We start from the raw sequence: 14,936 nt of genomic DNA, 5'->3' as shown, positions 1-14,936 counted from the left end.
GGGGGGCTCCGCACGGTGACCCCGCCCGGCACCAGGGCCCCGTGCCCCCGGAGTCCCCGGGTGGCACGGGGCCCTTGCCGTTCCCACGGCGCGCTTCCACACCCTGTGGCAGGCACCGCGGCGCGGTGTGCCCCAGGCCACGACGTCCAGGAATGCCCGTGTACCCTCGTGAGCCATGACCAACAGCTCCACCGCGGTGTCGCCGCCCCACTCCCACTCCGGACCCGCCCGAGGTCTGAGCAACCGCCACATCCAGCTGATCGCGATCGGCGGTGCCATTGGCACCGGGCTGTTCATGGGCTCGGGCCGCACGGTCTCCCTGGCGGGCCCCGCCGTGGTGTTCGTCTACATGGCCATCGGCTTCTTCCTCTTCTTCGTGATGCGGGCCATGGGTGAGCTGCTGCTGTCCAACCTGCACTACAAGACGTTCGCGGACTTCGCGGCGGACCTGATCGGCCCCTGGGCAGGGTTCTTCGTGGGCTGGTCCTACTGGTTCTGCTGGATCGTCACCGCGATCGCTGAGCTCGTGGCCATCACCGGGTACGTGCAGTTCTGGTGGCCCACCGTGCCGCTGTGGCTGCCCACGGTGGCGGTGCTGGTCATCGTGTTCCTGCTCAACGCCATGAGCGTGAAGAGCTTCGGGGAGATGGAGTTCTGGTTCGCGCTCATCAAGATCGTGGCCATCCTGGCGCTGATCGTGGTGGGGGCCGTCATGGCCCTCACGCACTTCACGTCCCCGGACGGGCACGTGGCACAGGTGTCCAACCTGTGGAACGACGGCGGGTGGTTCCCGAACGGGGCCATGGGCGTGGTCGCGGGGTTCCAGATCGCGGTCTTCGCCTTCGTGGGCGTGGAGCTGGTGGGCACCACGGCCGCCGAGGCCCGTGATCCCCGCACCACGCTGCCCCGGGCCATCAACTCGGTTCCCCTGCGCATCCTGATCTTCTACGTGGGCTCCCTGCTGGCCATCCTGGTGGTCACCCCGTGGCGTTCGATCGACCCGGAGCAGTCGCCCTTCGTGGCCATGTTCTCCCTGGCCGGGCTCGGAGCCGCGGCCTCCGTGGTGAACTTCGTGGTGCTGACCTCCGCGATGTCCTCCTCCAACTCCGGGGTGTTCTCCACGTCCCGCATGCTGTTCGGGCTCTCCGCCGAGGGCAGCGCGCCGCGGTTCTTCCGGGGGCTGAACAAGGTGGGCGTGCCCGTGCGCGCCCTGTTCCTCACGGCCCTGGTGCTGCTGCTGACCATCCCGGTGCTCTACGCCGGGGACTCGATCATCGAGGCGTTTACGCTGATCACGTCCGTGGCATCCACCCTGTTCATCTTCGTGTGGACCATGATCCTGATCTCCTACATCAGCTTCCGCCGGAAGTTCCCGCAGCGCCACGCCGCCTCCGAGTACAAGATGCCGGGCGGCGTGCCCATGTGCTTCGTGGTGATGGCGTTCTTCGCCTTCGTGGTGTGGGCGCTGAGCACGGACAGCGAGACGGCCGCCGGGCTCGTCGCGGTGCCCGTGTGGCTCGCGGTGCTGTGGGTCTCCTGGTTCTTCGTGCGCCGCACGGAGTCCCACCAGCAGGCCTTCGAGTGGTTCAAGCGGGAGGTGTCGGAGCCGGAGACGGCGGCGCCCAGCGACTCGTAACCCGGCGGTAACCTGCCGTGGTGCTCCTCGGCAACGACCGGGGAGCGTGCTTAGGTGGAGGCATGACACGACTGCCCGAACCCCTGACCCTGTCCGGACGCAACGGCCACGGAGCGGTGTTGAGCTACGGAGCCCACGCACTGTCCTGGGCCCCGGAGGGGCACGAGCCCGTGCTGTGGGTGTCCTCCCGCGCGTACAACGAGACGGGCCGCGCCATCCGAGGCGGCGTGCCCCTGTGTTTCCCGTGGTTCGGCCCCGGCCGCACCGGGGACATGGAGCCCGCCCACGGCTTCGCGCGCATCACGGAGTGGACGCTCGCGGAGCAGGGCGAGGACGAGCAGGGCGACCCGTTCGCCGAGTTCGCCCTCACCTCCGAGGACGTCGCACCGGAGCTGCGCGAGGTGTTCCCCCACGACTTCTCCGCGCGCTTCCGGATGACCGCAGGGCGCACGCTCCGCCTGGAGCTCACCGTGACCAACACCGGCTCGGAGACCTTCGAGGTCGAGGAGGCCCTGCACACCTACCTGCACGTGGGGGACTCCGAGCGGATCACGGTGTCCGGGCTGGAGGGCGCCTCCTTCTACGACAAGGTGGCCAAGGAGCAGCGCGTCCAGCAGGGCGAGCTGCGTCTCACGGGGGAGACCGACGCCGTGTTCGCCCACCGCGGCGAGGTGCGCGTGGCGGATCCCGCGCTCGGCCGTGAGCTCGTGATCGGCAAGGAGGGCTCGGACAGCACCGTGGTGTGGAACCCGTGGGCGGACAAGGCCGTGGGCATGAGCGACTTCGCGGACGACGAGTGGAAGACCATGCTGTGCGTCGAGGCCGGCAACGTCATGGGTTCCCCGGTGCGCCTGGCGGCGGGGGAGACCCACACCATCGCCCAGGTGGTCGAGGTGCGGGAGCTCCCCGCCGAGCAGTAGGCGACGCCGCGGCTCAGCGGCCCGTGGTGGCCGCGGGGCCCGGCGCGGAACCGGTCTCGGACAGCGCCGGGTTCGGGGAGCTGAGGTCCACCGTGTGGTGCAGCTGCGCGTCCAGCGCCCCGGGGTGGGTGCCCATGAACTCGTTGATCTGCTCCGTGGTGGCGTTGAACTTCGGGTCGTGGTCCAGGTACAGCTTGGTCTCCCGCACCACCAGCCCGGACAGCAGCACCAGTCCGATCAGGTTGGGGATGGCCATGAGCCCGTTCATGATGTCCGAGAACGTCCACACGAGCGCCAGGGGTGCCAGGGCACCCAGGCCGGCCGCGACCGAGAAGATCACCCGGTACACGATGGCCGCGCGGGCGCCCGCGAGCCGCTCCACGTTGCGCTCTCCGTAGTAGGCCCAGCCGAGCACCGTGGAGTAGCCGAGCAGCACCAGGCAGATCGTCACGATCGTGCCGCCCCACTCGCCGGGCAGCCCGGTGGCGAACGCGCGGGAGGTCATGGTCGCGGGATCCCCCTCGGTCCACATCCCGGTGGTCAGGATCACGAAGCCCGTGATGGAGATGACCACCAGGGTGTCCACGAACGTCTGCGTCATGGACACCAGGCCCTGGCGCACGGGGTGGCTGGTCTGCGCGATGGACGCAGCGATCGAGGCCGTGCCCATCCCGGACTCGTTGGAGAACAGGGACCGGGCCGCACCCATCTGGATGGCCACGAGCACCGTGGACCCCACGAAGCCCCCGGCCGCCCCCATGGGGGTGAACGCGCCGGAGAGGATCAGCCCCACGGCCTCGGGGATGCCCTGGTAGTTCACGGCGATGATGTAGAGCCCGAAGCCGATGTACAGCACGATCATGAGCGGCACCATGAACGTGGTGACCTTGGCGATCGACTTGATGCCGCCCACCAGTGCCAGGCCGGTGCCCACGCCCAGGACGACCGCGGTGGCCACGGGCGGGACGCTGAACGAGTGCTCCAGGTTGGAGGCGATCGCGTTGCCCTGGGTCATGTTGCCGATCCCGAACGTGGCCACCACGCAGCACACCGCGAACATCACGGACAGCAACCGGCCGAACTTGTTGGGGATGCCGCGCGCCAGGTAGACCTGCGGGCCGCCCGTGAGCTGGCCCGCGGTGTCACGGGTGCGGAAGCGCACGCCCAGGAAGCACTCCGCGTACTTGGAGGCCATGCCGAACAGCGCGGTGATCCACATCCAGAAGAGCGCGCCGGGCCCGCCGATCGAGATGGCGGCGGCAACACCCACGATGTTGCCGGTGCCCACGGTCGCGGCCAGCGCGGTGGACATGGCCGCGAACGAGGAGATGTCCCCCTTCTCGCCGCTCGCGCGGGAGCGGCGCCCGAACCCCAGGCTCATGGCCTTGGTGAACAGGCGGAGCTGGATGCCGCGCAGACGGATGGTCATGAAGACGCCCGTGCCGAAGAGCAGGGGCAGGAGCAACCACGGCCCCCAGATCAGGTCACGAACGGTGTCCAAGCTGCTTTGCAGGGATTCCATGGGGGGTACGGAGCTTTCCGTGAGACGCGGGTCGAAGTGGTGACCAACTTAGCAGTCGCCTTCCGTTCCGCGGCAGACGCGCCCGCGTGGCCCACGGGAAACGACGACGCCGCCCGGTGGCCTTCTGCGCGAAGGCCCTCGGGCGGCGTCGTGGTGGAACGGGGTGGGACTACTTCTTCTGCATCACCAGCGCGGCGCCGATGGCGGAGAGGAAGACGTCCTTGGAGAGGGAGATGCCGGCCTCGGAGGGGCGGATGCCGTCCTCCTGGGTCATCTGCGGGTTGCGGAAGTACATGGACAGCAGCCCGGCGCTGAACGCGAGCAGCCCCGCGCCGGCCAGACGCTTGGACACGAACGGGGTGAGCAGCGCACCGCCGATGGCGAGCTCCGAGCCCGCGACGAACGTGGCGAAGGTCTTGGGGTCCCACTCCGCGAACTGCGGCACGCCCGTGGCGGCGAACTGCTGGAGGCCCTCGGCGGACTGGGCGTCCATGCTGAGCTTGCCGTAGCCGGACTGGAGCAGGTAGGCGCCGGGGACGCCGCGCAGGATGACGTTGGAGATGCGCATGATCGAGCCTTTCGTCGTGGAGCGGCGGGGGTCTCGCGGGGGTGTGAGCACCTCCACCGGGGATCGCTGAACATGCTAACAGCGGGGACTTTCCGGGGGTCGGGGCAGGCTCCATGCCCACAGCGAACGGCCGGCGCGGGTCCGCGCGGCGCTGTCTAGGGTGGTGCCACGCTGCGCGCACCGCGCGCTCACGAAAGGAGAACCCGTGGACATCACCACCATGAAGAAGATCCTCCTGGTCCTGACCAGCCAGGACACCCTGGGCGAGACGGGCGAGGCCACCGGCTACAACGTGGCGGAGGCGGCCCACCCGTGGAAGGTGTTCCGGGACGCGGGCTACTTCGTGGACTTTGCCTCCATCGCGGGCGGTCAGCCCCCGCGGGACGCCGTGCAGGAGGACGATCCCGTCCAGGTGGAGTTCACGCAGGACGAGACCGCCAAGGCCTCCCTCTACAACACCCCCAAGGTCTCCGTGGTGGACCCCTCCCAGTACGACGCCGTGTACCTGGTGGGCGGGCACGGCACCATGTGGGACTTCACCGGCAACGAGGGGCTGCAGAAGCTCGTGGCCGCCGTCTACGACTCCGGCGGAGTGGTGGGCGCCGTGTGCCACGGCCCGTCCGGGCTGGTGGACGTGGAGCTCTCCAACGGCGTGAACCTGCTCTCCGGGCGGAAGGTGGCCGCGTTCACCACCGCCGAGGAGGAGGAAGTGGGCAAGAAGGACACGGTGCCCTACCTGCTGCAGGACAAGCTCGAGGAGCAGGGCGCCACCGTCAAGGTGGCGGAGAACTGGGAGGAGAACGTCCAGGTGGACGAGCGCCTCGTCACCGGGCAGAACCCCCAGTCCGCGGCCGGTGTGGCCAAGGAGATGACCAAGCTGCTCACCGAGGTGGTGCGCGAGCAGAAGGCCGAGGAGGAGCAGGCCGCTCAGGAGCTGCGCGCCGAGCACGACGCCGAGAAGGCCGACGACGAGGACTGAGCGTCCCGGGCACGGTCCGCAGCGGGGCCGGGGTGACGCCGCGGCGTCGCCCCGGCCCTGACTCATTCGTGAACCCCCTGGCCGGGGGTGCCCGCCCCGGGTGAGACTGGGGGCATCCGCACGGAGATCGACGCCCAGGAGTCCCCATGTCAGAGTTCACCTCACGCACAGCGCTGGTCACCGGAGCGGCCTCCGGGATCGGGGCGGCAATCGCCATGCACCTGGCCCGGCAGGGCGCCAAGGTGGTGGTCACGGACGTGGACTCCACGGGGATCGACGACGTGGTGCAGGCCATCATGGCCGCGGGCGGGGACGCCGCCGGGATCCGGCAGGACGTCTCCAGCAGGGACGACGCCGCCGCGGCCGTGGACTTCGCGGTGCAGACCTACGGTGGGCTGCACTACGCCGTGAACAACGCCGGTGTGGGCGGACAGACCGAGGCGCTCGGGGAGACCGACCTCGAGGCGTGGGAGCGCACGGTGGCGATCGACCTGCACGGTGTGGCCTACGGGATGCACGCCCAGCTGCCGGTGATCGAGCAGCACGGGGGCGGGGCGATCGTGAACGTGGGCTCCATCCACTCCACGGTGGCCACCACCGTGGGCAACAGCGCCTACACCACCGCCAAGCACGGGCTCGTGGGGCTCACCAGGCAGACCGGCGTGGACTACGCGCAGCGCGGGATCCGCGTGAACGCGGTGGGGCCGGCGTACATCGACACCCCGCTGCTGCAGAACCTCCCGCCGCAGGTGCTCGCGGAGCTGATCGCCAAGCACCCCATGGGCCGGCTGGGCACGCCCGAGGAGGTGGCGCAGCTGACGGTGTTCCTGCTCTCGGACGCGGCCTCCTTCATCACCGGCTCCTACTACCTGGTGGACGGCGGGTACACCGCGGTGTGAGTCGCGCCGCTGTGGCGGGTGTGAGGCGGCTCGCACGTGCGGGCACCGCGTGGGGTGTAGACTCGAGCAGTTCCCCCGTGCACAGCGCGGGGTAGAAGGCGCGCCGGTCCTAGGCGCGCAGACCGCGCCCCGTGTGGCGCGTGCGCGTGAAATCGTTTTGCGCGGACCAACCCTGAAAGACGTTCCTTGTCTCATTCTTTCGAAGACCTCGGTGTGCCCGAGGCGCTTTCCTCTGATCTCGCCCGCGTGGGCATCACGGAAGCTTTCCCCATCCAAGAGAAGACCCTCCCCGATTCCCTGGCCGGGCGGGACGTGCTCGGCCGCGGCCGCACGGGCTCCGGCAAGACGGTGGCGTTCGCGCTGCCGCTGGTCTCCCGCCTCGCGGGTCTCGCCCCCGGCTCCAGCCGGGTGTCCCGCCGTGCGAACCGCCCCACCGGTCTGGTGCTGGCCCCCACGCGGGAGCTCGCCACCCAGATCGACCGCACCGTGGCTCCGCTGGCCAAGGCCGCGGGCCTGAACACCACCGTGATCTTCGGCGGCGTCTCCCAGAAGCACCAGGAGAAGGCGCTCGCCAACGGCGTGGACATCGTGGTGGCCTGCCCCGGGCGTCTCGAGGACCTCATCAAGCAGGGCCTGCTCACGCTCGACGACGTCCGCGTCACCGTGCTGGACGAGGCCGACCACATGGCCGACATGGGCTTCCTGCCCGTGGTCACCCGCATCCTCTCCAAGACCCCGCAGGGCTCGCAGCGGCTGCTGTTCTCCGCCACGCTGGACAACGGTGTGGACGTGCTGGTCAAGAAGTTCCTCAAGGACCCGGTGCTGCACTCGGCGGACAACGCCCAGGCCGCGGTGACCACCATGGAGCACCAGGTGCTGGTGACCCATGCGGACGACAAGCAGGCCCTCATCGAGGCGCTCGCCTCCGGCACGGGCCGGCGCATGATGTTCACGCGCACCAAGTACCGCGCCAAGAAGATGGCCAAGAAGCTCAGCCAGGCCGGCATCCCCGCCGTTGACCTGCAGGGCAACCTCTCGCAGGGCGCCCGCGACCGCAACCTCGGGGCGTTCTCCGACGGTGACGTGCGCGTGCTCGTGGCCACGGACGTCGCCGCCCGCGGCGTGCACGTGGACGACGTCGAGCTCGTGGTCCACATCGACCCGCCCGCCGAGCACAAGTCCTACCTCCACCGCTCCGGGCGCACCGCGCGCGCCGGTGCCTCCGGTGCCGTGATCACGATCGCCACCACCGAGGAGCGCTCGGACGTCAACAAGCTCATGAAGAAGGCCGGCGTCACGCCCCGCGTGGACGAGGTGGCACCGGACTCCGAGATCGTCAGGGAGCTCGTGGGCGAGCGGGCCGAGCTCGTGGCCTACGCACCGGCTCCCACTCAGCAGAACGGCGGCGGCAACCGTTCGGGCGGCCGCTCCACCGGGCGCTCGGGTGGCCGCTCCGGCGGGTCCCGTCAGGGCGGTGGCCGCTCCGGTGGTGGACGCGGCAGTGCCCAGCGATCCGGCCAGGGCTCCGCCCAGCGCTCCGAGCAGGGCGCGGGTCAGGGATCCGGCCGCAGCGGTGGACGCTCGGGCGGCGGTCGCACCGACTCCGCCCGCGGCGGCGCTCCCGCGCGCAACGGCGGCGGCCGGTCCTCGTCCCCGCGTCGCGGTTCCGGCGACGCCGCCGGGTCCGGTTCCGGGCGCACGGCATCCTCCCGTTCCTCCCGCGGCGGCTCCGCCCAGCGTGGCCAGTCGGCGGGTCAGGTGCCGGACCGCGCGATGGCGGCGGCGCAGCGGCGTCGTGCGAACAACCGTTCGGGGCAGTCGGCGCGCTGACACCCCGGTGCACCACAGCAGAACCCCCGGCTCGACGTCATCGAGGCGGGGGTTCTCTGCTGCCGGGGTCCGTGCTTCCGGGGCGGAACGCACGGTTGTCTCCCTGACGTGACGGGGGCGTGTGTGGCGTCCCGCGCCGTCGTCGCCCTGGCGGCGCAGGGCGCACGTGCGCCCAGTGAGCTCTGGCGCCGGTCGGGCGCGTGCGGGTCAGGCCGGAGGCGTGAGCGAGCGCAGGAACTCGAGCGTGACGTCCTCGTGGGAGTCCACGAACACCCGGTGCGGGCCGTCCGGGACGGGCTTGTCGCCCGGGACCACCACCACGGTCATGCCCGCGGCCACCGCGGCGCGGACGCCCGGTTCCGAGTCCTCCACGGCCACGCAGGTGCGCGGCTCCACCCCGAGCAGCTCCGCGCCGCGCAGGTACGGCTCGGGGTCCGGCTTCGCACGGGTGACGTCGTCGTGGGAGACGATCCGGGTGAGCACCTCCGGGGCGCCCTCGGCGGTGTGGCGGGCGATCACGGTGAGCGCGTTGGTGACGATCGCGGCGGGGATCCCCGCGTCCCGCAGCTCGTCCAGCAGGGCGCGGACGCCGGGCAGGAAGGGGATCTCGTCACCCATGCTCTCGAGCACGTGCTGGGCGAGCCGCTCGGTGATCTCCTCGACGGAGTCGGGGGCGCCCCGGTCCACGAACGTGCGCGCGGCGTCCTGGACGGTGCCGCCGAGTGTGGCGTGGTCGTCCGCCACGCTCCAGCTCTGGCCGTAGTGCTCGGCCACGGCCCGCTTGGCCCGGGCCCACTGGGGCTCGGTGTCCACCAGGGTGCCGTCGTGGTCGAAGAGAACGGCCAGGGGGTACGTCATGGGTGCCTTTCGGTGCGGTGCCGCGGGAACGGGGTTCTGCGGCAGTGCAGTGGGTGCGGCCCGCGGGTCGTGCGGTGCCCGCGGGGGCTCAGCTCGGCCGGGCGGAGCCGCACTGTGCCGGTGCGGTCCGGCGTGCTGGAACGGGGCCAGTCTAGTGGCGGCGGGGCGCGGGTACCCAGGCCATGAGAGGCGGGACCCCGGGCCATGGTGCGCGGGGCCCGAGGCGTCAGGGGCGAGGGCGCAGAGAGCGCAGGAACTCAAGGGTCACGTCTGCGTGCTCGCGGACGTGCACCACGCCCGGCCCCTCCGGAACCTGCTGGACGCCGGGCACCACCACCGTGGTGATGCCGGCGGCCACTCCCGCGGCGGCTCCCGAGGGGGAGTCCTCGAGCACCACGCAGTCCTCGGCGTCCACACCGAGACGCCGGGCGGCCTCGAGGTAGGCATCCGGATCCGGCTTGGCCTTCACGCCCTGCGCCACCTCCTCGTCCCCGATGATCACCCGGAACAGGTTGTCCGGTGCGAGTCCCGCGGTGTAGCGGGCCACCTCGGAGGTGGCGTTCGTGACGATCGCCGCGGGGATGCCCGCGCGGTCCAGCTGCTCCAGCAGCGGCCGGATGCCGGGGATGAACGTGGGCGGGTTCTGCTCCAGCACCTCCTCCAGGACGCCGAAGAACTCCCGGAAGACCTGCTCGGGGGTGCCGGGCACCCCGAGCTCGGCGAGGCGCTGCACCGTGGCGGCCAGCGGTCGGCCCAGGGTGTCCTGCGTGTCCTGGTCCGTCCACTCACCGCCGTGGGCCGCCACGAGGCGCTGCTTGCCCAGCTCCCACAGGGGCTCGGTGTCCACCAGGGTTCCGTCGTGGTCGAAGAGCACTGCGCGAGGGAAGTCTGTGGTGGTCATGCCTCCACGCTACGTCCCGGTGCCGACATCCCCGCCATCCTACGATGGGTCCATGAGCTCCCCGGATCACCCGTCCGCCGTCCCGTCCAGGCCGGGGTCCGCGTTCTCACGCGGCTTCCCCGTGGTCATGGTGGTCATGGCCGTGCTGCTGGCGCTCTGGGTGGGCTTCGGCCGGGGGATCGTGGGGCTGCTGGGTGCCCTCACCCCGGTGTACGCGGTGGCGCTCGCCCTTCCCCTCCTGGTGCTGCACGTGGTCGCGGCCGCCCTGTTCCGCCGGGACAACCTGAACTACCCCTCCCACGCGGTCACCGGGCGGACGATCGCCACGGCCGTGGCCTCGTGGGTCATCACGTGGGGCTTCGGCTTCTTCCTCCCGGACTCCACGCCGGAGGGCATGCGCTCCGTGTTCACCCATGTGGCCGGGGACGAGTACCTCGAACTGGGCTACGGATTCGTGAACATCCTCGGCGTGCTCTCGGTGGCCATGGCGGTGGCCCTGGTGCTGCTGGCGGTCACGGACCTGCGGGTCACGGCGCGCAGGCTGCGGGGTGAGCCGCTCACGGAGGACGAGCGCCTGGACCGGCTCGAGCGCGACCAGGAGCAGGACGTCCCGGGCCCTGCCACGCCACATGATTCCGGGGCCGCTGCCGCTTCCCGCGCGGGCACGACGCCGCGGGGTCCCGCGAGCGGGACCGGGGACGAGGCGCGGGCGGACCGGGCGGCGTCGTCGGGCGAGCAGCCGTGACCGTCGCCCTGCGCACCGAGCGGCTGACCCTGCGGGGCTACGACGCCGCGGACGCCCCTTTCGTCCTGGACCTCTACTCCCGTGCGGAGGTGCAGCGGTGGCTCGGAGACGGCACCCAGCGGGTGCGGACCCTTGCCGCGGCACGGGAGAAGATCGAGCGCTGGAACGAGCTGCACGGCAGCCACCCCGTGCACGGCGTGTGGCTCGTGAGCACCCACGAGGGCGAGCCCCTGGGGACCCTGCTGCTCAAGCCCATTCCGGACTCGGGTGCGGACACCGCCCGCGACATCGAGATCGGGTGGCACCTCCACCCCCGGGCGTGGGGCCACGGGTACGCCACCGAGGCAGCGCGGGGCGTGCTGGATCACGCCTTCTCCGCGGGAGTCACACGCGTGGTCGCCGTGACCCACCCCGGCAACCAGGCTTCACAGGCGGTCTGTCGGCGGCTGGGCATGCGGTCGCTCGGACTCAGCCGCGCCTACTACGACGCCGAGTGCGCGCTCTTCGAGATCACTGCCCCGGCCGACGCCAACGCCCCTGCAACGGGCCGCACGTCGTCGGGCCCCGGGGCTCCCGGAGACCACGGGCCCGCGGGGTGCACGGCCGCGGATGCAGAACCCCCGGGCCGGGACGCGGGACGTCGGTGCGGGAGCGACGGGCTGGGCGGCGTCGTCGACGGGTCGCGGGACAGCTGGGGCAGGTCGTGACCGGGAACCCGGACCTGGTGACCGACGAGGACGGTCTGGCCCGGCCGGTGTGGGCCGCGACCGACCCGCTGCTGCGCGAGTACTACGACACCGAGTGGGGCATGCCGGTGCGGGACGAGGCCGGGCTGTACGAGCGGGTCGTGCTGGAGGGGTTCCAGGCCGGGCTTTCGTGGCGCACAGTGCTCGCCAAACGCCCCGCGTTCCGCGAGGTGTTCCACGGCTTCGACCCGGACGCCGTGGCCGCGATGACCGAAGCGGACGTGGCGCGGCTCACGGGGGACGCCCGGATCATCCGCAACGAGCGCAAGATCCGCGCGGCCGTGACCAACGCCCGGGCGACCGTGGCGCTGCGGGAGCACGAGGGGCTCGTGGCGCTCGTGTGGTCGTACCAGCCAGGGCGCACGCCCGAGCCGACGCGCTTCGCGGAGGTGCCCACCACCTCGGAGGAGAGCACCGCGCTGTCCAAGGAGCTGAAGCGGCGGGGGTTCGCGTTCGTGGGGCCCACCACCGTGCACGCACTCATGGAGGCGATCGGCATGGTGGACACGCACCTGCTGGGCAGCCACCGCAGGGGGTCCTCCGGGGTGTGGACGGGATAGCCGACCGCAGAACAACCTGTGGAAAACTCTTCCCTTCTGAGGTTGAGCGGAGTAGACTCAAGGCAAGTGACAAACCTTTAGTCAAGCAAAGGAGATGCCGTGGACACCAAGTTCACCACCAAGTCTCAAGAGGCCCTGAACGCCGCGGCCACGAACGCCGCCACGGCGGGCAACCCCACCATCGAACCCGCCCACCTGCTCAAGGCCCTGATGGACCAGCGTGACGGTGTGGCCGTCGCCGTCCTGCAGGCCACGGGAGCCAACGCGGACTCCGTGTCCCTCAAGGCCAGCTCGCTCATCAAGGCACTGCCGAGTGCCTCCGGGGCCTCCACCGCCCAGCCGCAGCTGGGCCGCGGTGCCCTGCAGGCGCTGCAGTCCGCGGAGAACTACGCGCGCGAGCTGCAGGACGAGTACGTCTCCACGGAGCACATCCTGTACGGACTCGCGGCGGGCCACGACAAGACCGCAGAGGCACTCTCCAGTGCCGGCGTCACGGCCGAGGCGCTCGCGGAGGCCATTCCGCAGGTGCGCGGAGACCGCCGGGTGACCAGCCCGGACCCCGAGGGCACCTTCCAGTCGCTCGAGAAGTACGGCACGGACCTCACCGCGATCGCCCGGGACGGCAAGCTGGACCCGGTGATCGGGCGCGACTCGGAGATCCGCCGCGTGGTCCAGGTGCTCTCCCGGCGCACCAAGAACAACCCCGTGCTGATCGGTGAGCCCGGTGTGGGCAAGACCGCCGTGGTCGAGGGCCTCGCCCAGCGCATGGTGGCCGGGGACGTCCCCGAGTCCCTGCGCGGGAAGACCCTGATCTCCCTGGACCTCGGGTCCATGGTGGCGGGTGCCAAGTACCGCGGTGAGTTCGAGGAGCGGCTCAAGGCCGTCCTGGACGAGATCAAGAAGTCCGAGGGGCAGATCGTCACGTTCATCGACGAGATCCACACCGTGGTCGGTGCGGGTGCGTCCGAGGGCTCCATGGACGCCGGCAACATGCTCAAGCCCATGCTGGCCCGCGGTGAGCTGCGCCTGATCGGTGCCACCACGCTGGACGAGTACCGCGAGAACATCGAGAAGGACGCCGCCCTGGAACGCCGCTTCCAGCAGGTCTACGTGGGGGAGCCCTCGGTGGAGGACACCGTGGCCATCCTGCGCGGGCTCAAGGAGCGCTACGAGGCGCACCACAAGGTGCAGATCGCGGACTCCGCCCTGGTGGCCGCGGCCCAGCTGTCCACCCGGTACATCCCCAGCCGCCAGCTGCCGGACAAGGCCATCGACCTGATCGACGAGGCCGCGTCCCGGCTGCGCATGGAGATCGACTCCGCCCCGGAGGAGATCGACGAGCTGCGCCGCGCCGTGGACCGCCTCACCATGGAGGAGCTCGCGCTGGACGGCGAGAGCGACCCCGCCTCCGTGGAGCGCCTGGCCGCCCTGCGCCAGGACAAGGCGGACAAGCAGGCCGAGCTGGACGCGCTGAACGCCCGGTGGGAGTCGGAGAAGGCCGGTCTGAACCAGGTGGGCGAACTGAAGGCCCGGATCGACGACCTGCGCTCGCAGGCCGAGCGCGCCCAGCGCAACGGCGACCTCGGCGAGGCCTCCCGCCTGCTCTACGGCGAGATTCCCGCCGCCCAGAAGGAGCTCGACGCCGCCCAGGCCCAGGAGGACGCGAGCGGACTGAGCGAGGACACCATGGTGTCCGAGGAGGTCACCGCGGACGACATCGCCGAGGTCATCTCGGCCTGGACGGGCATCCCCGCGGGCAAGATGCTGCAGGGCGAGTCCGAGAAGCTGCTGCACATGGAGGACGTCCTGGGCAAGCGGCTGATCGGGCAGCGCCAGGCCGTGACCGCCGTGGCGGACGCGGTGCGCCGCTCCCGGGCAGGCATCTCCGACCCGGACCGTCCCATCGGCTCGTTCATGTTCCTGGGCCCCACGGGCGTGGGCAAGACCGAGCTGGCCAAGTCCCTGGCGGAGTTCCAGTTCGACGACGAGCGCGCCCTGATCCGCATCGACATGTCCGAGTACTCGGAGAAGCACTCCGTCTCCCGGCTGGTCGGTGCCCCTCCCGGGTACGTGGGCTACGACGAGGGTGGTCAGCTCACCGAGGCCGTGCGGCGCCGCCCCTACTCCGTGGTGCTGCTGGACGAGGTGGAGAAGGCCCACCCCGAGGTCTTCGACATCCTGCTGCAGGTGCTGGACGACGGCCGCCTGACCGACGGCCAGGGCCGCACCGTGGACTTCCGCAACGTGATCCTGATCCTCACGTCCAACATGGGCAGCCAGTTCCTGGTGGACCCCACCCTGGAGGACAAGGCCAAGAACGACGCCGTGATGGGCGTGGTGAACGCGTCCTTCAAGCCGGAGTTCCTCAACCGGCTGGACGACATCATCATGTTCGAGCCGCTGAGCACCGAGGACCTCGCGAAGATCGTGGACATCCAGGTGGCCCAGCTGGCCACGCGTCTCGCGCAGCGCCGCCTGGCCCTGGTGGTCACACCCGCGGCGAGCGAGTGGCTGGGCATGACCGGCTACGACCCCGCCTACGGTGCCCGCCCGCTGCGTCGGCTCGTGCAGCGCGAGATCGGCGACCGCCTGGCCAAGGGCCTGCTGTCCGGGGCCATCCTGGACGGCGACACCGTGGTGGTGGACGTGGACCCGGACGTCGCCGAGGACGGCCTCACGGTCACGACCGAACGGGGCGGCTCCGCGGCCTCCCGGGACATGGGGGACGACGACATCGTGGACGCGGAGATCGTGGACGAGTGACCTCCGCGT

General features: G+C 71.0%; 13 protein-coding genes. 9 read left to right on the top strand and 4 right to left on the bottom strand.

Features of this window, described 5'->3' with window-relative positions:
• Nucleotides 1-175 precede the first annotated feature (175 nt).
• The gene (locus HMPREF2833_RS05785; protein WP_070636946.1) at nucleotides 176-1,636 is read left to right on the top strand and encodes an amino acid permease; all 1,461 of its coding nucleotides are present in this window, start codon (nucleotides 176-178) and stop codon (nucleotides 1,634-1,636) included.
• Nucleotides 1,637-1,698: 62 nt separating this feature from the next.
• Nucleotides 1,699-2,556, top strand: coding sequence for a D-hexose-6-phosphate mutarotase (locus HMPREF2833_RS05780; RefSeq protein ID WP_070636945.1), 858 nt, complete (start codon nucleotides 1,699-1,701; stop codon nucleotides 2,554-2,556).
• 13 nt (nucleotides 2,557-2,569) lie between these two features.
• On the opposite strand, the gene HMPREF2833_RS05775 is transcribed toward HMPREF2833_RS05780, so the two are convergent.
• Both HMPREF2833_RS05775 and HMPREF2833_RS05770 read right to left on the bottom strand, forming a co-directional pair.
• The gene (locus HMPREF2833_RS05775) at nucleotides 2,570-4,078 is read right to left on the bottom strand and encodes an alanine/glycine:cation symporter family protein (RefSeq protein ID WP_070636944.1); all 1,509 of its coding nucleotides are present in this window, start codon (nucleotides 4,076-4,078) and stop codon (nucleotides 2,570-2,572) included.
• A gap of 169 nt (nucleotides 4,079-4,247) precedes the next feature.
• Entirely contained in the window at nucleotides 4,248-4,646 is a 399-nt protein-coding gene (locus HMPREF2833_RS05770) for a DoxX family membrane protein (protein WP_070636943.1), read from the bottom strand.
• 205 nt (nucleotides 4,647-4,851) lie between these two features.
• Between HMPREF2833_RS05770 and HMPREF2833_RS05765 the strand changes: the two genes are divergently transcribed.
• The 3 genes from HMPREF2833_RS05765 (at nucleotide 4,852) to HMPREF2833_RS05755 (ending at nucleotide 8,354) form a co-directional block, all read left to right on the top strand.
• Entirely contained in the window at nucleotides 4,852-5,625 is a 774-nt protein-coding gene (locus tag HMPREF2833_RS05765; protein ID WP_083310939.1) for a type 1 glutamine amidotransferase domain-containing protein, read from the top strand.
• Between the two features lie 146 nt (nucleotides 5,626-5,771).
• Nucleotides 5,772-6,524, top strand: a complete 753-nt coding sequence (locus HMPREF2833_RS05760; protein WP_070636942.1) for an SDR family NAD(P)-dependent oxidoreductase — start codon at nucleotides 5,772-5,774, stop codon at nucleotides 6,522-6,524.
• A gap of 186 nt (nucleotides 6,525-6,710) precedes the next feature.
• Entirely contained in the window at nucleotides 6,711-8,354 is a 1,644-nt protein-coding gene (locus HMPREF2833_RS05755) for a DEAD/DEAH box helicase (protein ID WP_070636941.1), read from the top strand.
• Nucleotides 8,355-8,561: 207 nt separating this feature from the next.
• Here HMPREF2833_RS05755 and HMPREF2833_RS05750 read toward each other — a convergent pair whose 3' ends face one another.
• A complete protein-coding gene (locus HMPREF2833_RS05750) occupies nucleotides 8,562-9,212 on the bottom strand; it encodes an HAD family hydrolase (RefSeq protein ID WP_070636940.1) in 651 nt (216 codons plus the stop codon).
• A 226-nt stretch (nucleotides 9,213-9,438) separates the two neighbouring features.
• Entirely contained in the window at nucleotides 9,439-10,113 is a 675-nt protein-coding gene (locus tag HMPREF2833_RS05745; RefSeq protein WP_070636939.1) for an HAD family hydrolase, read from the bottom strand.
• A gap of 52 nt (nucleotides 10,114-10,165) precedes the next feature.
• Between HMPREF2833_RS05745 and HMPREF2833_RS05740 the strand changes: the two genes are divergently transcribed.
• The 4 genes from HMPREF2833_RS05740 to clpB all read left to right on the top strand — a co-directional run bounded on the left by HMPREF2833_RS05740 (nucleotide 10,166) and on the right by clpB (nucleotide 14,927).
• Nucleotides 10,166-10,858 (top strand): hypothetical protein, encoded by a 693-nt coding sequence (locus HMPREF2833_RS05740; protein WP_070636938.1) that lies wholly within the window; start codon nucleotides 10,166-10,168, stop codon nucleotides 10,856-10,858.
• Nucleotides 10,855-11,565: a GNAT family N-acetyltransferase gene (locus tag HMPREF2833_RS05735; RefSeq protein WP_070636937.1), complete on the top strand. Its 711-nt coding sequence runs from the start codon at nucleotides 10,855-10,857 to the stop codon at nucleotides 11,563-11,565. Before HMPREF2833_RS05740 ends, HMPREF2833_RS05735 begins: the two co-directional genes overlap by 4 nt.
• The gene (locus tag HMPREF2833_RS05730; protein WP_070636936.1) at nucleotides 11,562-12,164 is read left to right on the top strand and encodes a DNA-3-methyladenine glycosylase I; all 603 of its coding nucleotides are present in this window, start codon (nucleotides 11,562-11,564) and stop codon (nucleotides 12,162-12,164) included. The genes HMPREF2833_RS05735 and HMPREF2833_RS05730 overlap by 4 nt, the downstream gene beginning before the upstream one ends.
• A gap of 99 nt (nucleotides 12,165-12,263) precedes the next feature.
• The gene (gene clpB, locus HMPREF2833_RS05725) at nucleotides 12,264-14,927 is read left to right on the top strand and encodes an ATP-dependent chaperone ClpB (RefSeq protein WP_070636935.1); all 2,664 of its coding nucleotides are present in this window, start codon (nucleotides 12,264-12,266) and stop codon (nucleotides 14,925-14,927) included.
• The last annotated feature ends 9 nt before the right edge of the window (nucleotides 14,928-14,936 follow it).

Origin of the sequence: Kocuria sp. HMSC066H03 (genome assembly GCF_001812045.1) — a bacterium.
In the GTDB taxonomy this organism is placed as follows: domain Bacteria; phylum Actinomycetota; class Actinomycetes; order Actinomycetales; family Micrococcaceae; genus Kocuria; species Kocuria rhizophila.
The sequence above is the reverse complement of the archived record's forward strand: the minus strand, read 5'-3'. Positions and strand labels throughout refer to the sequence as shown.